Origin of the sequence: Streptomyces sp. NPDC057253, from assembly GCF_042669125.1 — a bacterium.
In the GTDB taxonomy this organism is placed as follows: domain Bacteria; phylum Actinomycetota; class Actinomycetes; order Streptomycetales; family Streptomycetaceae; genus Streptomyces.
On record NZ_JBHUXV010000060.1, the window covers coordinates 16,153 to 33,454 of the forward strand.

Consider the following 17,302-nt stretch of genomic DNA (forward strand, 5'->3'; position numbering starts at 1 on the left):
AACGAGTGGTGTCACACCCGTGGGGGTCCGGCTATCGGTGGGCGTCCAGGAAGGCCTCCAGGCCTGCCAGGTCGTCGGTGTTGAAGTAATCGACGTCGGCGGCGAGGAGTTCGGTCCACAGCGCGTCCCGGGCCGGGCCCGGCAGGTCCGGGGTGGCCCAGAAGCGCACCTTCTGCCCACGCGCGTGGGCCTGCCCGACGATGCTCCGCAGCTTCTGCCGCTCGGCCTCGGGGAAGGCCCCTTCGCCGAGCCAGGTGAAGTTGAGCGTCCAGTTGTCGCTGATCAGCGGGATGAAGGCGGCGGGCGCCGAGGTGCCGAGGTCGGCGAGCCTGCCGTCGTAGAAGGCCCGCCGTACGGTCTGGGCCGCCATGGGCACCCGGGCGGCACGGTCGCCGGAGATCACGGCCGTGACCGCGCCCGGCACGACCTTGCCGTGGACGTAGGTCGTGAACAGGTGCCGGTAGCGCCGCAGATGGCGGTCGAGTTCGAGGTACGTCGAGGAGCCCTCGGTCTTGATGTCGACGAGCAGTTGGAGGGGACGGCGGTCTCCCCGGTACACCGAACCGTGGTGGGCCTTCACGATCCTGGCCAGCGGGTCGAGGTAGAGGGACTCCAGGGTGCGCGTCGGGTCCAGGTCCTCCACGGTGTGGCCGATGAGGAGTTGGTCGCCGACGAGGAAGATGTCGGCCTCGACGCTGCCGAAGCGGTGGTCGAGGGCGTCGAGAAGTGGGCGCGGATGCTCGTAGTCGTTGTGGGCGTGGGCGCGCCACAACGGGCGCGGGCGGTGCTTGTGTTCGGCGGCCCAGGCGCTGCCGGCGGGTGGGGCGAGTACCGCGGCGGCCGCGAGGCCGAAGGTGGTGAGGGCTCTGCGACGGGTGGTGCGGGCCATGTTCTGCCTCCCTGTGGGGCCGGTCGGAACCACAGGGAGTATGGGGCCGTTTCCCCCTCAAGGGACCTGTACGCGACAGGAGTTGGCCGGACCGCCGTCGCCCGTTCACTCCTTCCGCGCAGCCGCACGGGAAAGCCCGCCCCAGGTGGGGCGGGCTTCACCGGACTGCGAGCGGTGTGCTCAGGGCGCCTGGAGGTCGACGAGTTCGGCCAGTCGGGCGCGGTGCGCACCCGCCGTACCGTACGCGATCGAGTCGGACTTGGCCCGCTTCAGATACAGGTGCACCGGGTGCTCCCACGTCATGCCGATCCCGGCGTGCAGTTGGAGCGCCTCCTCGGCGGCGTGCACGGCGACGGACGCCGCGTAGGCCTGGGCGACGGCGACCGCCACGTCCGCGTCCGCACCGGTGGCGAGCGCGTCGGCCGCGTTGCGGGCGGCGGCACGGAGGTTGACGACCTCCAGCCACAGCTGGGCGAGCCGGTGCTTGAGCGCCTGGAAGCCACCGACGGGCCGGTTGAACTGCTTGCGCTCCTTGAGGTAGCGCACGGTCTCGGTCAACGTCCATTCGGCGAGCCCGAACTGCTCGGAGGCGAGCAGCCCGGCCCCGGCCCTCAGGGCCCGGTGCACGGCGGCCTCGGCGTCCCCGAGAAGGCGGCCCGGCGCCGCGTCGAGCGTGACGGTCGCGAGCGGCCGGGTCAGGTCGAAGGAGATCTGCGGGGTGACGGTCACCGCGTCGGCGTCCACCGCGTAGAGCCCGCCGTCGTCCGCGGGCACCAGCAGCACATCGGCCGCCTGAGCGTCCGCGATCGCGGTCAACTCCCCGTGCAGGGCTCCGTCTTCATGGCGTACGACCTTGTAGGCGCCGCCCGGGGCGATGTTCAGGGCGACGGCGAGGGCGCCGATCCTCCGCCCGGACGCGAGCTCGGCGAGGAGGTCGTCGGCGTCGCAGGCGAGCAGTGCCTCGGTGGCGACGACCGCGCTGGTGAGGTAGGGCACGGGGGCGACCGTGCGGCCCAACTCCTCCAGGACGACGGCGACTTCGCGGTGGGTGGCGCCCTGGCCGCCCTTGTCCTCCGGGACCAGGAGGCCGGCGAGGCCCATGCCGTCGGCGAGGGCCTTCCAGGCCGCGAGGTCGTGCGGGGCGTCGGACTCGGTGCGGGCGATGACACCCGGCGCGTCGCAGTGGTCGGCGAGCAGGTCCCGTACGGCGGCCCGCAGCGCCTCTTCCTCCTCCGAGTACAGCAGATCGGGCTGTGCGCTCATCGGGACAGGTCCTTCCATGCGACGTCCTTGTCGGTGCGCGGCTCGGCCGGGAGGCCCAGGACCCGCTCGGCGACGATGTTCAGCAGTACCTCGCTGGTCCCGCCCTCGATGCTGTTGCCCTTGGAGCGCAGATAGCGGTAGCCGGCGTCGCGGCCGGTGAAGTCCACCAGTTCGGGCCGGCGCATGGTCCAGTCGTCGTACAACAGGCCTTCCTCGCCGCGGAGTTCGACCTCCAGGCCGCTGATCTCCTGGTTGAGGCGGGCGAAGGCGAGCTTCATGCCGGCGCCCTCGGGTCCGGGCTGTCCGGCGACGAGCTGCTGGCGCAGCCGCTCGGCGGTGAGGCGGGCGACCTCGGAGTCGACCCAGAGCTTCAGCAGACGCTGGTGCAGGTCCTGGGTGCGCAGGTCGGGGCGCTCGCGCCAGGTCTTCGAGACCGGGCCGATCATGCCGCCCTCGCGGGGCAGCCGCATGCCTCCGATGGCGACGCGCTCGTTGTTCAGGGTGGTCTGGGCGACCCGCCAGCCGTCGCCGATCTCGCCGAGGCGGCGGTCGTCGGGGATGCGGACGTCGGTGAGGAAGACCTCGTTGAACTCGGCCTCACCGGTGATCTGCCGCAGCGGACGCACGTCGACGCCCGGGTCGGTCATGTCGCAGATGAAGTAGGTGATGCCCGCGTGCTTGGGCACGTCCGGGTCGGTGCGGGCGATGAGGATGGCCCAGCGGGAGTTGTGGGCGCCGGACGTCCACACCTTCTGCCCGTTGACCACCCACTCGTCGCCCTCGCGGACGGCACGTGTACCGAGCGCGGCGAGGTCGGATCCGGCGCCGGGCTCGCTGAAGAGCTGGCACCAGACCTCCTCCCCCACCCACAGGGGCCGCAGATAGCGCTGCTTCTGCTCCTCGGTGCCGTACTTGAGGATGGTCGGCGCGGCCATGCCGAGGCCGATGCCGTTGCGCCGCGGGTCGTTGTCGGGGGCGCCCGCCGCCTCCAGTTCGGCGTCCACGACGGCCTGGAGGGAGCGGGGCGCGTCCAGTCCGCCGAGGCCCTCGGGGTAGTGCACCCAGGCGAGCCCCGCGTCGAAGCGGGCCCTGAGGAAGTCGAGCCGGTCCGTGGTCGCGGGCGGGTGGGCGGCCAGCAACTCGGCGGTGCGGCGCTGGAGTTCGGCTGCGTCGGTCATGCCTGTGCTCCCGTGGGTACGACGGCGATCCGGCCCGTGGTCACCCCGTCGGCGAGGCGCTGGACCGCGTCCGCGGCCCCGGCGAGCGGTACCCGCTCGCTGATCAGCGGCTTGATCGCGCCCCGGGCGGCCAGTTCGGTGAGCTGCTCGTGGCAGTGCTGGACCAGCTTGGGGTTCTTGGTGTTGTACAGGCCCCAGTGCAGGCCCAGGATGGCGTAGTTCTTCACCAGGGCGTGGTTGAGGCCGGGGTTCGGGATGGTCCCACTGGCGAAGCCGACGACCACGATCCGTCCCTCGAAGGCGACGACCTTGGTCGACTGCGTGTAGGCCTCGCCGCCCACGGGGTCGTAGATCACATCCGCGCCCCGGCCCCCGGTGGCCTCCTTCACGGCGGCGACGACGTCCTCGCTCCGCCGGTCGATCACCACGTCGCACCCCAGCTCCCGGGCCACGGCGGCCTTGTCGGCACCGCCGACGACACCGATCACGGTGGCCCCGGCCGCCTTCCCCAGCTGCACGGCCGCGCTGCCGACCCCTCCCGCGGCAGCGTGGACGAGCAGGGTCTCGCCGGCCTCCAGGTGCGCCCGTCGGTGCAGCCCGAACCAGCCGGTCTGGTAGCCGATGTGCAGCGCGGCGGCCTCGGCGTCGTCCAGCGAGTCCGGGGCGGGCAGCAGTGCGGCGGCCTCGGCGACGGCGTACTCGGCGAAACCGCCGTGGGGCAGCGCGGGGTTGGCGATCACGCGCCGCCCGTCCTCGGTCTCGCCGCAGATCTCCACGCCCGGGGTGAAGGGCAGGGGCGGGCGGACCTGGTAGTGGCCGCGGCACATCAGGACGTCCGGGAAGTTGATGTTCGCGGCGCGCACCTTCAGCAGGACCTGGCCGTCGCCGGGCACGGGACGGGCCACGTCCTCGAGGCGCATCACCTCGCTCGGCTCGCCGTTCTCGTGCACTTGCCATGCCTGCATGGGGGGCCTCCACAGGACTGCGTCGTCTTGCCGGGGTCTGACCGGGGTCCTTCGCATACTAAGCGGTCGCTTGCCCATCAGGGAACAGTCCGCGGGAGAAAGCACCGATCCGGGTACACCGGGCGTCGCCGACGACGCTCCTTGCCCCCCGTCACAATCACCTGTCAAGATGGTGATGTGAACCTTGACCACGTCTTCGTGTGCGGGCACCCGGCCCTGGACTTCGCGGCCACCCTGCGCGCCCGGCGCTCGACCCGTTTCGAGATGTTCGTGACGCCCGAGCGGCTCAACGCCTGGTATCTGGAGGCGGGGCTCGTGGACGCGATCACCCCCGGCGAGGAGGCCGACGTCCGGGCGGCGATCACGGTACGGGAGGCGGTCTACCAGCTCGTCACCGACCGCCGCCTCGGTGACGGGTTCGACCCGCAGGCACTCGCCGTGCTCAACGCCGCCGCGCGCAGGACCCCCGCGACCCCGCAGCTCACCCGCTCGGGGCGGCACACCGACGCGACACCCGAGCAGGCCCTCGCGACCGTCGCCCGGCAGGCCGTGGAGCTGCTGAGCGGCCCGGACGTGCCCCTCATGAAGGAGTGCGGCAACCCCGAGTGCACCCGCGTCTACCTCGACCGCTCGCGCGGCATGCGACGCCAGTGGTGCGGCATGGAGTCCTGCGGCAACAGGATCAAGGCGGCCGCGTACCGCGCGCGCAAGAAGGACGCCCCCGCGACGACGGCGGGCTGACCCCCTACAGCCCCAGATCGAGGGCGAGGCACGAGTAGTACTTCCAGCCCCCCTCGGGGTCGTACGACGCGTTCGCCCCGCCCCCGGGAGCGGCCTCCACCTCCTCGGTCATGTCCTCGAAGCGGATGCGCTCGGGGAGGCTGCCGTAGCGCGCCCGCCGGGCCGCCGTGTCGGCATCCGAGGTGAGGTCCTTGTTCATGACGTGCTCCCCTTCGTGGACCGTGTCCGGCTCGACGCCTTGGACGGTGCCCAGCGTGCACTCGGGGTTCGTCACCTGTCAAGGTGGTGACGGATCGCATCGAGGGGCGTCCGGCACGCGCCGCGCATGTCCGCCCCGGCCGTGGGTACGCCCCCACCATGATTCGAAAGCTGCAGGCGGTCGCACTGGACTGCGCCGACCCGGTACGGCTCGCCGAGTTCTACGCGGAGCTGCTCGGCGGCCGGGTGGTCGCGGACGCGGAGGATCCCGACTGGGTCGAGGTGCACGGGTTCGAGGGCATCCCGCTGGCCTGCCAGCGGGTGGACGGCTACCGGCCGCCGCAGTGGCCCGGCCAGGACCACCCGCAACAGCTCCACCTGGACTTCGACGTGGACGACCTCGACGGGGAGGAGCAGCGGGCACTCGCCCTCGGGGCGACCGTGCTGGAGCGCACGGACCAGCTGCGTCCCGAGGCCAACTGGCGGGTCTACGCGGACCCGGCCGGCCATCCGTTCTGCCTCTGCTTCCACTGAGCCCGCCGCCGGCTATTCGGTTGCCGCGGGGCGGCCCGCTCCTATAGGAAGATCACATGTTGAAGGGCAGCAAGGTCGGGCTGAGGGCCCGTCACGAGGACGACGTCCCGGTCCTGCGCACCGAGCTCTACGACGACGTGGTCAACGCCTCGCGCGCCGAGGGCGGGCCGTGGCGGCCGATCACGCCCGGCGCGAAGGACCCGCGGCTCGTGGTGGACGACAAGGAGCAGGGACACGTGCCGTTCTCCGTGGTGGAGCTGGAGGGCGGCACGCTGGTCGGCACCGCGACCCTATGGGGCATCGACACCCACAACCGGTTGGCGCACATCGGCCTCGGACTGCTGCCGTCCTGCCGCGGCAAGGGCTACGGCACCGACGTGGTCGCGGTCCTGTGCCACTACGGCTTCGTCGTGCGCGGTCTGCACCGGCTCCAGATCGAGACCCTGGCGGACAACGCGGCGATGCTGCGGTCCGCCGAGCACAACGGCTTCGTCCGCGAGGGCGTGCTGCGCTCCTCGGCCTGGGTGATGGGCGAGTTCCTGGACGAGGTCCTGCTCGGCCTCCTGGCCCGGGACTGGAAGCCGGCCCCGCTCACACAGTGATCGTCTTGAACTCGGTGCAGGTCCCCAGTCCGAACGGCCCACGCGGCGGTCCTGGAAGGCGTCTACCTCGGCGACGCAGGCGTCGCGGCGGGCCACCGCCGAGGGCCTGCTGCGCCCGGACGTCCCCGGCGGCTGGACCGGCGCTCTGCTGCCCCAGCTCATGCACCTGGTGTCACGTCAACTGCCCCGGCTGAGCCCCGCGCAGGCCGCGGACGTCGTCGTCGACACGCTGCTGAACGGCCTCGGCAGGTCCTGAGGCGGCCACGGCGGTCCGGGACCGGTGCGGGTGGGCCGGGTACACGCCGAGGATCCGCACCTCGGTGGAGAAGAACCCCAACTCGTGCAGGGCGAGGGCGACGTGCCGCTCGTCGGGGTGGCCCTCGATCTCGACGTAGAAGCGGCTGGCGTCGAGCCCCGCACCGACCTGATAGCTCTCGATCTTCGTGAGGTTCACCCCGCTGGTGGCGAATCCGCCGAGCGCCTTGAACAGCGCGCTCGGGATGTTGCGCACGGAGAAGAACAGGCTCGTCATGGTCGGCTGCCCGGTGTCGGGAGCCACGGCGGCGTCCCGGGACAGGACGACGAACCGGGTGGTGTTGTCGGGGTCGTCCTCGACCCCGGCGCGCAGCACGTCGAGGCCGTACCGCTCGGCCGCCGCGGGCGGGGCGAGCGCCGCGTGCCGCGGATCCCCGAGCTCGGCCACCTCGCGCGCCGCGCCGGCGGTGTCGTCGCTGACGAGGGTGCGCCAGCCGCCCTCCCGCAGCACCTTGCGGCACTGCCCGAGGGCGTGCACATGACTGCGTACGCACTCCACCTGGTCCGCGGTCGCCCCGGCCACGCCCATCAGGTCGAAGCGGATGGCGAGGAAGTGCTCGGCGATGATGAACAGCCCCGACTCGGGCAGCAGATGGTGGACGTCGGCCACGCGTCCGGCCGCGGAGTTGTCCACCGGGATCACGGCCACGTCGGCGGTGCCGAGCGTCACCGCGTCCAGGGCCTGCTCGAAGCTCGTGCAGGGCTGCTCGGCGCACCCGGGGTACAGGGTGTGCGCGGCGGTCGCCGAGTTGGATCCGGGTTCACCTTGGTACGCGACGGTCGTCACTGTGCTCGGTCTCTGGTCGTGGGGCGGCGGAAGCTCCGTAACGTACCAGGGTTCGGCCGGCTCAGATCCAGGTGTCCAGCCACATCCGCGAGTGCCAGTCGGCGTACGGGATCGTCTGCCCGGTGTAGAGCGGGAAGAAATAGATGAAGTTCCAGGCGATCAGCAGGACGAGGGTGCCCGCGGCCACCGCGCCCAGGGTGCGCCGGCCGCGGTCCGCCCCCGGTGGGCCCAGGATCGCGCCGACCGTCATCGCCACCGCCAGGCACAGGTACGGCACGAGGACGACGGCGTAGAAGGAGAAGATCGTGCGGTCCTGGTACAGGAACCAGGGCAGATAGCCGGCGCCCACCCCGCACAGGATCGCCCCGGCCCGCCAGTCGCGGCGCAGCGCCCAGCGGAAGAGCAGATAGGCGAGGGCTCCGCAGGCCGACCACCACAGCAGCGGGGTACCGAGCGCGAGGACGGTCTGCGAGCAGTCGACCGCCGTACGGCAGCCCTCCTGGCCCGGTTTCGGCGACTGGTAGTGGAACAGCACGGGACGGCCCTGGACCAGCCAGCTCCAGGGGTTGGACTCGTACTTGTGCGGGGTGTGCAGTCCCACGTTGAACGCGTACACGGCGTGCTCGTAGTGCCACAGACTGCGCAGCGGGGCCGGGATCCAGGACCAGGTGCCGCCGCGGCCGTCGGCCCAGTGGCGTCCGTAGCCGTCGTCGGACAGGAACCAGCCGGTCCAGGTGGCCAGATAGGTCAGCACGGCGACCGGCACCAGGGAGAGCAGGGACCAGCCGAGGCCCTTGTTCAGCACCGCCAGGTACGGGCGCCGGGAGCCCGCCACGCGGCGGGAGCCGACGTCCCACAGCACGGTCAGGACCGCGAAGAAGACCAGGACGTACAGGCCGTTCCACTTGGTGGAGGCGGCCAGGCCCAGGAAGACGCCGGCCGCGACGCGCCAGGGGCGCGGGCCGGTTCCGGCGTGGTCGGCGGTGTGCTCGTCCGGGCGGGCGCGGCCGTCCGCGTCGACCGGCAGGGCGGCCGCGAGCCGGGCCCGTGCATGGTCCCGGTCGATCAGCAGGGAGCCGAACGCCGCCAGGACGAAGAACATCACGACGAGGTCCAGCAGGGCGGTCCGGCTCATCACCACGTGCAGCCCGTCCACCGCGAGGAGCGCGCCGGCCAGGCAGCCCAGCAGGGTCGAACGCAGCAGCCGGCGTCCGATGCGGCACAGCATGAGCACCGACAACGTGCCGAGGGCCGCCGTCATGAAGCGCCAGCCGAAGGGGGTGAGGCCGAACATCCACTCGCCGAGGGCGATGACCCACTTGCCGGTCGGCGGGTGCGCGACGAAGGCGCCCGTGTCGGACAGCGAGACGACCTGGGGGTGGGCGAGGATCTGCGGGTCGGCGATCTTGCGGTCCGGCCAGGTGCCCTCGTAGCCCTGCCGCAACAGGGACCAGGCGTCCTTGGCGTAGTAGGTCTCGTCGAAGATCAGGGCCCGGGGCCGGCCGAGGTGCCAGAAGCGGATCACCCCGGCCACGGCGGCGACGAGGACCGGCCCCAGCCAGTCCCACACCGACCGCTTCGGGAAACTCGGGACGAGGCGCTCACGGACGTCGGCCGCCGGGCGGGGCGTGTATCCGTGCCGCCGAAGCCGGTCCTGCCAGGTCAGGGGCTCCGGTACCGGGTCCTCGGCGACGGGGGGTCGGGTCATGGGGCTGCTCGTCACCGGACACCCTGCCGTGCGGCGGGGTGCGGCCGCCGCGCTATCTCGTCCATCCGGTGAACTTACCCGGCCCGTCCGCCAGTTGTCTCGGACGGGGGTCGCTCACGCTGTCTCGGACGGGGGTCGCTCAGGTCCTACGGGGACGCGCGCGGACGTGCATCCGCTCGCCCTGCGGTCCGAAGAGGCTGAGGAACTCCGCGGGCCCCTCCCCCGTCGAGCCGAACCAGTGCGGCACCCGGGTGTCGAACTCCGCCGCCTCCCCCGCCGTCATCACCACGTCATGGTCCCCCAGCACCACCCGCAGCCGCCCCGCCAGGACGTACAGCCACTCATAGCCTTCGTGGGTGCGCGGCTCCGGCTCCTCCGCGCGGCGCGGCACCAGCACCTTGAAGGCCTGGAGGCCGCCCGGCTGCCGGGTGAGCGGCCAGAACGTGCGTCCATGACGTTCGAGCGGCGCGGACCGCACCCGGGGATCGCCGACCTGCGGGGCACCGACCAGCTCGTCGAGCGGCACCTGATGGGCCTGGGCGATGGGCAGCAGCAGCTCCAGGCTGGGCTTGCGCAGGCCGGACTCCAGGCGGGACAGGGTGCTCACGGAGATCCCCGTCGACCGGGACAGCGAGGCCAGGGTCACCTCCCGGTCCTTCCGGAGCCGCCGCAGCCGGGGCCCGACCTCCGCGAGAACGTCATCGGTAGTCATGGGACAAATTGCAGAATCGGCAAAGAAGTTTGTCAATCCCGCACCCCAGGACGACGGTGGCGGCATGACCGAGACCTACGAAGCGATCGTCATCGGCGGCGGTGCCGCCGGGCTGTCCGCCGCCCTCGTCCTGGGCCGCTCCCGCCGCCGCACACTCGTCGTCGACGCGGGCGAGCCGCGCAACGCACCCGCCGCCCACATGCAGGGCTTCCTCACCCGGGACGGCATGCCGCCCGCCGAGTTCCTGGCGATCGGCCGCGAGGAGATCAAGGCGTACGGCGTCGAACTGGTCCGCGACGAGGTGGTGGACGTCGCCCCGGGCTTCGCCGTGACCCTGGCGAGCGGACCCGTGCTCCGGGCCCGGCGCCTGGTGGTCGCTACCGGCCTGAGGGACGAGCTGCCCGACGTGCCCGGCGTCGCCGAGCGCTTCGGCAAGGACGTGCTGCACTGCCCGTACTGCCACGGCTGGGAGGTCCGCGACCAGGCCTTCGGCGTGCTCGCCACGAGTCCGCTCAGCGTGCACCAGGCGCTGATGGTCTCCCAGTGGTCCAAGGACGTGACGTTCTTCCTGCACACGGTCGCCGAGTCCGACCTCGCGGACGACGACCTGCGCAGACTGGCCGCGGCCGGCGTCGAGCTGGTGCCCGGCGAGGTCGCCGAGCTGGTGGTGGGCGACGACCGGCTGACCGCCGTACGACTGGCGGACGGCCGGGTGTTCGCCCGCGAGGCGCTGTTCACCGCACCTCGGGCCGTTCCGCGGAGCGGCCTGCTGGAACGGCTCGGGGCCGAACTGACCGAGACCCCGTTCGGCGCCTTTCCGGTGGTCGACGCAACGGGGCAGACGACCGTGCCGGGGGTGTGGGCCGCGGGCAACGCGATGGGCTTCGGCGAGCAGGTGATCAACGCGGCGGCGGGCGGCTACCGGGCCGGGGCCACGATCAACGGGGACCTGCTGATGGCGGACCTCGATGCGGCCGCCAGGGTGTAGACCCGGCGCCTCCGGTACACCCTGGAGGCATGCTGCTTGCCCGACTGGCACAGGTGTCCCAGGAGGTCGCCGCGACCTCGGCGCGCTCCCAGAAGATCGCGCTGCTCGCGGAGCTGTTCCGAGAAGCCGAGCCGGACGACGTGCCGATCGTCATCCCGTACCTCGCGGGCCGGCTCCCGCAGGGCCGGCTCGGCGTCGGCTGGAAGGTGCTGAGCCGCCCGGTCGCACCCGCCACCCAGCCGACCCTGACCGTGCGCGAGGTGGACCAGGGCCTCACCGCGCTCGGCAAGGTCGCGGGCGCCGGCTCCCAGGCCGAACGGGCCCGGCTCGTCGGGGAGTTGATGGGTGCGGCCACGGAGGACGAGCAGCGGTTCCTGTTCGGGCTGATCACCGGCGAGGTACGGCAGGGGGCGCTGGACGCGGTGGCGGTGGAGGGGCTCGCGCAGGCGACCGAGGCACCTCCCGCCGACGTCCGCCGTGCCGTGATGCTCGCCGGCTCCCTCCAGACGGTCGCCGAGGCCCTGCTCACCGACGGTCCGCCCGCCCTGGACCGCTTCCGCCTCACCGTCGGCCGCCCGGTGCTGCCGATGCTGGCGCACAGCGCCTCCTCGGTGGCCGAGGCGGTCGAGAAGCTCGGCGTGTGCGCGGTCGAGGAGAAGCTGGACGGCATCCGGGTCCAGATCCACCGCGACGGCGATGTCGTACGGCTGTACACCCGCACCCTCGACGACATCACCGACCGGCTGCCCGAGCTGACGGTCGCCGCGCGGGAGTTGAGGGGCGAGCGGTTCATCCTGGACGGCGAGGTGATCGCGTTCGACGAGGAGGGGCGGCCGCGTTCCTTCCAGGAGACCGCGGGCCGGGTCGGCTCCCGGGTGGACGTGGCGACGGCCGCCGAGGCGGTCCCCGTCTCCCCCGTCTTCTTCGACGCCCTGTCCGTCGACGGCCACGACCTCCTCGACCTGCCGTTCGCCGAGCGGCACGCGGAGCTGGCCCGGCTGGTGCCGGAGCCGATGCGGGTGCGGCGGGCCCTGGTGTCGGGGCCGGAGGAGATCCCGGCGGCGGAGGAGTTCCTCGCCGAGACGCTGAAGCGCGGGCACGAGGGCGTGGTCGTGAAGTCCCTCGACGCCCCCTACAGCGCGGGCCGGCGCGGCGCGTCGTGGCTGAAGGTCAAGCCCGTGCACACCCTGGACCTGGTGGTGCTGGCCGCCGAGTGGGGCCACGGCCGCCGCACCGGCAAGCTCTCCAACCTGCACCTCGGCGCCCGCACGGCCGACGGCGGCTTCGCGATGCTCGGCAAAACCTTCAAGGGCATGACCGACGCGATGCTCACCTGGCAGACCGAGCGGCTCCAGGAGCTGGCGGTGGACAGCAGCGGCTACGTCGTGACCGTACGGCCCGAACTCGTCGTCGAGATCGCCTACGACGGCCTCCAGCGGTCGACCCGCTATCCGGCCGGTGTCACCCTGCGGTTCGCGCGCGTGGTCCGTTACCGGGAGGACAAGCGGCCCGAGGAGGCCGACACCGTGGAGACGCTGCTGGCCGCGCACCCCGAGGTGAGGCCGTGAGGACGAGCGCGGGGCTGCTGTTGTTCCGGCACACGGAGAACGGTCTGGAGGTGTTGCTGGGCCATATGGGTGGCCCGTTCTTCGCGCGCCGGGACGCCGGGGCGTGGAGTGTGCCGAAGGGCGAGTACGAGCCAGGTTCGGAGTCCGCCTGGGACGCGGCCCGGCGGGAGTTCCAGGAGGAGCTCGGGCTGCCGCCGCCCGACGGGGAGGCCGTACCCCTGGGCGAGGTGCGGCAGACCAACGGCAAGGTGGTCACGGCGTGGGCGATCGAGGCGGACCTCGATCCGGCGACCGTGGTGCCGGGGGTGTTCAGCATGGAGTGGCCGCCCACATCGGGTCGGATGCAGGAGTTCCCGGAGCTGGACCGGGTGGCGTGGTTCGGCCTCGACCGGGCCCGGGCCGTGATCGTGAAGGCGCAGGCCGCGTTTCTGGACCGGCTGGCTGAGCACTCGGCCTGACGTCCACGCGTTGCGGTCGTCCCCGCCGCGCGGGAAGGTCGAAGCACAGTCAGCTCTTCAGGAGGTCGGTCATGCCCATCGCGACGGTGAACCCGGCGAACGGCGAGACGCTCAAGACGTACGAGGCCATGGGCGAGGAGGAGATCGAGCGCAGGCTCCAGCTCGCCGAGGCCACGTTCCGCACCTACCGCACGACATCCTTCGCGGAGCGCGCCCGTCTCCTGAACCGGGCCGCCGAGCTCCTCGACGAAGCCGGGCCGGACATCGCCCGGATCATGACCACCGAGATGGGCAAGCCGGTCAAGCAGGCCCGCGCGGAGGCCGCCAAGTGCGCCAAGGCGATGCGCTGGTACGCCGAGCACGCCGAGTCGCTGCTGGCCCCCGAGGAGCCCTCGGAGTCCGACGTCAAGGACTCCGGCGCCTCACGCGCGCGCGTGCTCTACCGGCCGCTGGGTCCGGTGCTCGCGGTGATGCCGTGGAACTTCCCGCTGTGGCAGGTGATCCGGTTCGCCGCGCCCGCGCTGATGGCGGGCAACGTCGGTCTGCTCAAGCACGCCTCGAACGTGCCGCAGACCGCGCTGTTCCTGGAGGACCTCTTCCACCAGGCGGGCTTCACCCAGGGCTGTTTCCAGACGCTGCTCGTCGGGTCGGGCGCGGTCGACGACATCCTGCGCGACGAACGCGTCAAGGCGGCCACGCTCACCGGGAGTGAGCCCGCGGGGCGGGCCGTGGCGTCCACCGCCGGGGACATGGTGAAGAAGACCGTGCTGGAACTCGGCGGCAGCGACCCGTATCTCGTGATGCCGTCCGCGGACATCGACCGGGCCGCCGAGATCGCGGTGACCGCGCGGGTGCAGAACAACGGGCAGTCCTGCATCGCCGCCAAGCGGTTCATCGTGCACACCGACGTCTACGACCGGTTCGCCGAGCGGTTCGTGGCGGGCATGAAGGCGCTCAGGGTCGGCGACCCGCTGGAGGAGGACACCGAGGTCGGGCCGCTCTCCAGCGAACAGGGCAGGACCGATCTGGAGGAGCTGGTCGACGACGCCCGGCGCAGCGGCGCGAGCGTGCTGTGCGGCGGGGAGCGGCCCGAGGGGCCCGGCTGGTACTACCCGCCCACCGTCGTCGCCGACGTCACCCGCGAGATGCGCATCCACCGCGAGGAGACCTTCGGTCCGGTGGCCACGCTGTACCGGGCCGCCGACCTCGACGAGGCGGTGCTGATCGCCAACGACTCTCCGTTCGGGCTGAGTTCGAACGTGTGGACGCGGGACGAGGCCGAGGTCGACCGGTTCGTACGGGATCTGGAGGCGGGTGGGGTGTTCGTCAACGGGATGACCGCCTCGCATCCGGCGTTCCCGTTCGGCGGGGTGAAGCGGTCCGGGTACGGGCGTGAGCTGTCCGGGCACGGAATCAGGGAGTTCTGCAACATCACGACGGTTTGGCACGGAGCGTGACGCCTGCGCGGCTACGATCCCGGTGTGAACCGCGAAGTGACTCTGCCTCTGATCGTCGACGACCGCGGGACCTTGCAGGTGTCCGCCGCCGACGTGAGCAAGCTGCTGCGCAGTCTTGGCGGGCGGTGGCTGCACTTGGTCGAAGCCGGGGCCGACGGGCTGGACGAGGACACGGTGGCCGCGCTGACGATCGAGCTCGCGAAGCTGGCTGATCGGATCGACGTCGCGTGCATTGCGCACAGTAGCGGTGGGGCGCCGTAGGGGTTGCTCGTCCGTTGCCGACCGCGGGTTCGTGGTGGCTTGTCGCGCAGTTCCCCGCGCCCCTGTGGGGCGCGCCCCCTCATCCCTCGTTCGGAGCAACCCGGCGCGAACTCGCCGCCTCCTCAGGTGATCGTTGTCTGGACCACTCACTGAGCTGAAGGCAGGCGGTTCATGGCGGCCACCGAAGAGACGATGACCGAGATCCTGCCCCCGATCCGGCACTGGCCCGCGCTCCACCTGAACGGTCTCGACTTCGACCCGGTGCTCACCGAGCTGATGCGCGAGGGCCCCCTCACCCGGATCCAGCTGCCCGACGGGGAGGGCTGGGCCTGGCTGGTCACCCGGTACGAGGACGTCCGGATGGTGACCAGCGACCCGCGCTTCGGCCGCGAGGCCGTCATGGACCGGCCGGTCACCCGGCTCGGCCTCCTCGACCCGCCGGACCACACCCGGCTGCGCCGCTCGGTGGCCGCCGCGTTCACCGCGCAGGGCGTGCAGCGGGTACGGGAGAAGTCGCGGCGGCTGCTGGACGAACTGGTCGACGAGCTGGTCCAGGACGGCCCGCCCGCGGACCTCACGGCCGCCGTCCTGACCCCCTTTCCCCTCGCGGTGATCTGCGAGCTGATGGGGGTGCCGGCCGCCGACCGGCACGGCATGCACATCTGGACCCGGCTGATCCTGTCGTCCTCGCACGGCGCGAAGGTCGGCGAGCGGGCGCGGGACGAGATGGGCGCCTACTTCGCCGACCTCATCGGGCTGCGGGAGGGCAGCTCCGGCGAGGACGTGACCTCGCTGCTCGGGGCGGCCGTGGGCCGGGGCGAGGTGACACTGGAGGAGGCCGTGGGGCTCGCGGTGCAGGTGCAGATCGGCGGCGAGGCGGTGACGAACAACAGCGGCCAGCTGTTCTATCTGCTGCTGACCCGGCCCGACCTGGCCGAACGCCTGCGCGCCGAACCGGAGATCCGCCCCGCGGCCGTCGACGAACTGCTGCGCTGGATCCCGCACCGCAACGCCGTCGGGCCCTCCTGGATCGCCCTGGAGGACGTGGGGATCCGCGGCGTACGGATCCGGGCGGGCGACGCGATCCACGTGTCGTACCTGGCGGCGAACCGCGACCCGGACGTGTTCCCGTACCCGGAGACGATCGACTTCTCCCGCAGTCCCAACCCGCATGTGTCCTTCGGGTCCGGCCCGCACTCCTGCCCGGGCGGGATGCCGGCCCGGCTGGCGTCCGAACTCCTGGTGGACGCACTGCTCGACCGGCTGCCGGGGCTGCGGCTGGCGGTGGAGCCGGAACGGGTCCCGTTCCGGAAGGGCGCACTGATCCGCGGCCCCGAGGCCCTTCCGGTGACGTGGTGACGGCACCGGAAGGGAGGGGCGCGGACTAGCGGATGGACATTCCCGAGAGCGTCCGCGCGATCACCAGTCGCTGGATCTCGCTCGTGCCCTCGAAGATGGTGTAGATCGCGGCGTCCCGGTGCATCCGCTCCACCGGGTACTCCCGGGTGTAGCCGTTGCCGCCGAGGATCTGGACCGCCTGCGCGGTGACCTTCTTCGCGGTCTCGCTCGCGAACAGCTTGGACATCGAGCCCTCGGCCGCCGTGAACTGCTTGCCGTTGATCGCCATCCAGGAGGCGCGCCAGACCAGCAGCCGGGCCGCGTCGATGGACGTCCGCATGTCCGCGAGCTGGAAGGCGACGCCCTGGTTGTCGATGATCGGACGCCCGAACTGCTCACGGGTCTTGGCGTAGTCGAGGGCGACCTCGTAGGCGGCCCGAGCCGTACCCACGGCCATCGCACCCACCGCCGGCCGCGAAGCCTCGAACGTGGCCATCGCCGCGTTCTTGACGCGCTCACCGCCCGCCGCCTTCGCCCGCTCCCGGGCCCGGGCGAGGCGCTGGTCGAGCTTCTCCTTGCCGCCGAGCAGGCAGGAGCCCGGCACCCGCACGTTGTCCAGGACGACCTCGGCGGTGTGCGAGGCGCGGATGCCGTGCTTCTTGAACTTCTGGCCCTGGGACAGCCCCGGGGTGTTCGGCGGCACGATGAAGGACGCGTGGCCCTTGGAGCCGAGCTCGGCGTCCACGACGGCCACGACCACGTGGACGTTGGCGATACCGCCGTTGGTCGCCCAGGTCTTGGTGCCGTTGAGGACCCACTCGTCCTTGGCCTCGTCGTAGACGGCACGCGTGCGCATGGAGGCCACGTCGGAGCCGGCGTCCGGCTCGGAGGAGCAGAACGCGGCGACCTTGACATCGTTGGCGTCGCCGTACATCTGGGGGATCCAGGTGCCGATCTGCTCCTCGGTTCCGTTGGCGAGTACGCCCACGGCGGCGAGTCCGGTGCCTACGATCGACAGAGCGATGCCCGCGTCGCCCCAGAACAGCTCCTCCATCGCCATCGGGATACCGAGCCCGGTGGGGTCGAAGTACTGCTGGGCGTAGAAGTCGAGGGAGTAGATGCCGACCTTCGCGGCCTCCTGGATGACCGGCCAGGGAGTCTCCTCACGCTCGTCCCATTCGGCGGCCGCGGGGCGGATGACGTCGGCGGCGAAGCCGTGCAGCCAGTCCCGCACCTCCTTCTGTTCGTCGTTGAGCTCCATGGTGAACTCGGCCATGTCCCCTCCAGCGGCGGCGCACGTACATGTTACTAGCGGTAACCCGAGTCTGTTACCCACGGGT

18 protein-coding genes are annotated in these 17,302 nt (G+C 71.9%); 9 read left to right on the forward strand and 9 right to left on the reverse strand.

Annotated features, from left to right (window positions below):
• Positions 1–31: 31 nt before the first annotated feature.
• From ACFULQ_RS28580 to ACFULQ_RS28595, 4 genes are all read right to left on the reverse strand, one after another.
• Positions 32–889 carry a phosphatidylinositol-specific phospholipase C/glycerophosphodiester phosphodiesterase family protein gene (locus ACFULQ_RS28580; protein WP_383549120.1) on the reverse strand — a complete coding sequence of 286 codons (858 nt, stop codon included), beginning with the start codon at positions 887–889 and terminating at the stop codon, positions 32–34.
• Positions 890–1,069: 180 nt separating this feature from the next.
• A complete protein-coding gene (locus ACFULQ_RS28585) occupies positions 1,070–2,152 on the reverse strand; it encodes an acyl-CoA dehydrogenase family protein (protein ID WP_383549123.1) in 1,083 nt (360 codons plus the stop codon).
• Positions 2,149–3,330, reverse strand: a complete 1,182-nt coding sequence (locus tag ACFULQ_RS28590; RefSeq protein WP_383549126.1) for an acyl-CoA dehydrogenase family protein — start codon at positions 3,328–3,330, stop codon at positions 2,149–2,151. Before ACFULQ_RS28590 ends, ACFULQ_RS28585 begins: the two co-directional genes overlap by 4 nt.
• Entirely contained in the window at positions 3,327–4,295 is a 969-nt protein-coding gene (locus ACFULQ_RS28595) for an NADPH:quinone oxidoreductase family protein (RefSeq protein WP_383549129.1), read from the reverse strand. The genes ACFULQ_RS28590 and ACFULQ_RS28595 overlap by 4 nt, the downstream gene beginning before the upstream one ends.
• 177 nt (positions 4,296–4,472) lie before the next feature.
• Between ACFULQ_RS28595 and ACFULQ_RS28600 the strand changes: the two genes are divergently transcribed.
• Positions 4,473–5,036 carry a CGNR zinc finger domain-containing protein gene (locus ACFULQ_RS28600; RefSeq protein ID WP_383549132.1) on the forward strand — a complete coding sequence of 188 codons (564 nt, stop codon included), beginning with the start codon at positions 4,473–4,475 and terminating at the stop codon, positions 5,034–5,036.
• Positions 5,037–5,040: 4 nt separating this feature from the next.
• On the opposite strand, the gene ACFULQ_RS28605 is transcribed toward ACFULQ_RS28600, so the two are convergent.
• Complete coding sequence (locus tag ACFULQ_RS28605; RefSeq protein ID WP_383549212.1) at positions 5,041–5,235, reverse strand: hypothetical protein; 195 nt, start codon at positions 5,233–5,235, stop codon at positions 5,041–5,043.
• A 158-nt stretch (positions 5,236–5,393) separates the two neighbouring features.
• Here ACFULQ_RS28605 and ACFULQ_RS28610 point away from each other — a divergent pair, with 158 nt between their 5' ends.
• Both ACFULQ_RS28610 and ACFULQ_RS28615 read left to right on the forward strand, forming a co-directional pair.
• Positions 5,394–5,768 (forward strand): VOC family protein, encoded by a 375-nt coding sequence (locus ACFULQ_RS28610; RefSeq protein ID WP_383549134.1) that lies wholly within the window; start codon positions 5,394–5,396, stop codon positions 5,766–5,768.
• 56 nt (positions 5,769–5,824) lie between these two features.
• The gene (locus ACFULQ_RS28615) at positions 5,825–6,370 is read left to right on the forward strand and encodes a GNAT family N-acetyltransferase (protein ID WP_383549137.1); all 546 of its coding nucleotides are present in this window, start codon (positions 5,825–5,827) and stop codon (positions 6,368–6,370) included.
• A 172-nt stretch (positions 6,371–6,542) separates the two neighbouring features.
• Here the strand turns inward: ACFULQ_RS28615 and ACFULQ_RS28620 are convergent, their stop codons facing one another.
• From ACFULQ_RS28620 to ACFULQ_RS28630, 3 genes are all read right to left on the reverse strand, one after another.
• Positions 6,543–7,472: a prephenate dehydratase gene (locus ACFULQ_RS28620; protein ID WP_383549139.1), complete on the reverse strand. Its 930-nt coding sequence runs from the start codon at positions 7,470–7,472 to the stop codon at positions 6,543–6,545.
• Between the two features lie 61 nt (positions 7,473–7,533).
• Positions 7,534–9,180 (reverse strand): dolichyl-phosphate-mannose--protein mannosyltransferase, encoded by a 1,647-nt coding sequence (locus tag ACFULQ_RS28625; protein WP_383549141.1) that lies wholly within the window; start codon positions 9,178–9,180, stop codon positions 7,534–7,536.
• Positions 9,181–9,319: 139 nt separating this feature from the next.
• A complete protein-coding gene (locus ACFULQ_RS28630; protein ID WP_383549142.1) occupies positions 9,320–9,892 on the reverse strand; it encodes a helix-turn-helix domain-containing protein in 573 nt (190 codons plus the stop codon).
• Positions 9,893–9,956: 64 nt separating this feature from the next.
• Between ACFULQ_RS28630 and ACFULQ_RS28635 the strand changes: the two genes are divergently transcribed.
• The 6 genes from ACFULQ_RS28635 (at position 9,957) to ACFULQ_RS28660 (ending at position 15,983) form a co-directional block, all read left to right on the forward strand.
• A complete protein-coding gene (locus ACFULQ_RS28635; RefSeq protein WP_383549145.1) occupies positions 9,957–10,880 on the forward strand; it encodes an NAD(P)/FAD-dependent oxidoreductase in 924 nt (307 codons plus the stop codon).
• Positions 10,881–10,909: 29 nt separating this feature from the next.
• Positions 10,910–12,448: an ATP-dependent DNA ligase gene (locus ACFULQ_RS28640; protein WP_383549147.1), complete on the forward strand. Its 1,539-nt coding sequence runs from the start codon at positions 10,910–10,912 to the stop codon at positions 12,446–12,448.
• Positions 12,445–12,906, forward strand: coding sequence for an NUDIX domain-containing protein (locus ACFULQ_RS28645; protein WP_383549149.1), 462 nt, complete (start codon positions 12,445–12,447; stop codon positions 12,904–12,906). Before ACFULQ_RS28640 ends, ACFULQ_RS28645 begins: the two co-directional genes overlap by 4 nt.
• 71 nt (positions 12,907–12,977) lie before the next feature.
• Positions 12,978–14,363: an NADP-dependent succinic semialdehyde dehydrogenase gene (locus ACFULQ_RS28650; protein WP_383549151.1), complete on the forward strand. Its 1,386-nt coding sequence runs from the start codon at positions 12,978–12,980 to the stop codon at positions 14,361–14,363.
• Between the two features lie 24 nt (positions 14,364–14,387).
• Positions 14,388–14,624: a DUF6213 family protein gene (locus ACFULQ_RS28655; protein WP_383549154.1), complete on the forward strand. Its 237-nt coding sequence runs from the start codon at positions 14,388–14,390 to the stop codon at positions 14,622–14,624.
• Positions 14,625–14,795: 171 nt separating this feature from the next.
• Positions 14,796–15,983 (forward strand): cytochrome P450, encoded by a 1,188-nt coding sequence (locus tag ACFULQ_RS28660; protein WP_383549157.1) that lies wholly within the window; start codon positions 14,796–14,798, stop codon positions 15,981–15,983.
• A 25-nt stretch (positions 15,984–16,008) separates the two neighbouring features.
• Here ACFULQ_RS28660 and ACFULQ_RS28665 read toward each other — a convergent pair whose 3' ends face one another.
• On the reverse strand, positions 16,009–17,238 hold the full coding sequence (locus ACFULQ_RS28665) for an acyl-CoA dehydrogenase family protein (protein WP_383549160.1): 1,230 nt from the start codon (positions 17,236–17,238) through the stop codon (positions 16,009–16,011).
• Between the last annotated feature and the right edge of the window lie 64 nt (positions 17,239–17,302).

Coding starts and splice junctions, on each gene's coding strand:
- ACFULQ_RS28580 (WP_383549120.1), bottom strand. CDS start 889: ATGGCCCGCACCACCCGTCGCAGAGCCCTCACCACCTTCGGCCTCGCG.
- ACFULQ_RS28585 (WP_383549123.1), bottom strand. CDS start 2,152: ATGAGCGCACAGCCCGATCTGCTGTACTCGGAGGAGGAAGAGGCGCTG.
- ACFULQ_RS28590 (WP_383549126.1), bottom strand. CDS start 3,330: ATGACCGACGCAGCCGAACTCCAGCGCCGCACCGCCGAGTTGCTGGCC.
- ACFULQ_RS28595 (WP_383549129.1), bottom strand. CDS start 4,295: ATGCAGGCATGGCAAGTGCACGAGAACGGCGAGCCGAGCGAGGTGATG.
- ACFULQ_RS28605 (WP_383549212.1), bottom strand. CDS start 5,235: ATGAACAAGGACCTCACCTCGGATGCCGACACGGCGGCCCGGCGGGCG.
- ACFULQ_RS28610 (WP_383549134.1), top strand. CDS start 5,394: ATGATTCGAAAGCTGCAGGCGGTCGCACTGGACTGCGCCGACCCGGTA.
- ACFULQ_RS28615 (WP_383549137.1), top strand. CDS start 5,825: ATGTTGAAGGGCAGCAAGGTCGGGCTGAGGGCCCGTCACGAGGACGAC.
- ACFULQ_RS28625 (WP_383549141.1), bottom strand. CDS start 9,180: ATGACCCGACCCCCCGTCGCCGAGGACCCGGTACCGGAGCCCCTGACC.
- ACFULQ_RS28630 (WP_383549142.1), bottom strand. CDS start 9,892: ATGACTACCGATGACGTTCTCGCGGAGGTCGGGCCCCGGCTGCGGCGG.
- ACFULQ_RS28635 (WP_383549145.1), top strand. CDS start 9,957: ATGACCGAGACCTACGAAGCGATCGTCATCGGCGGCGGTGCCGCCGGG.
- ACFULQ_RS28640 (WP_383549147.1), top strand. CDS start 10,910: ATGCTGCTTGCCCGACTGGCACAGGTGTCCCAGGAGGTCGCCGCGACC.
- ACFULQ_RS28650 (WP_383549151.1), top strand. CDS start 12,978: ATGCCCATCGCGACGGTGAACCCGGCGAACGGCGAGACGCTCAAGACG.
- ACFULQ_RS28660 (WP_383549157.1), top strand. CDS start 14,796: ATGGCGGCCACCGAAGAGACGATGACCGAGATCCTGCCCCCGATCCGG.
- ACFULQ_RS28665 (WP_383549160.1), bottom strand. CDS start 17,238: ATGGCCGAGTTCACCATGGAGCTCAACGACGAACAGAAGGAGGTGCGG.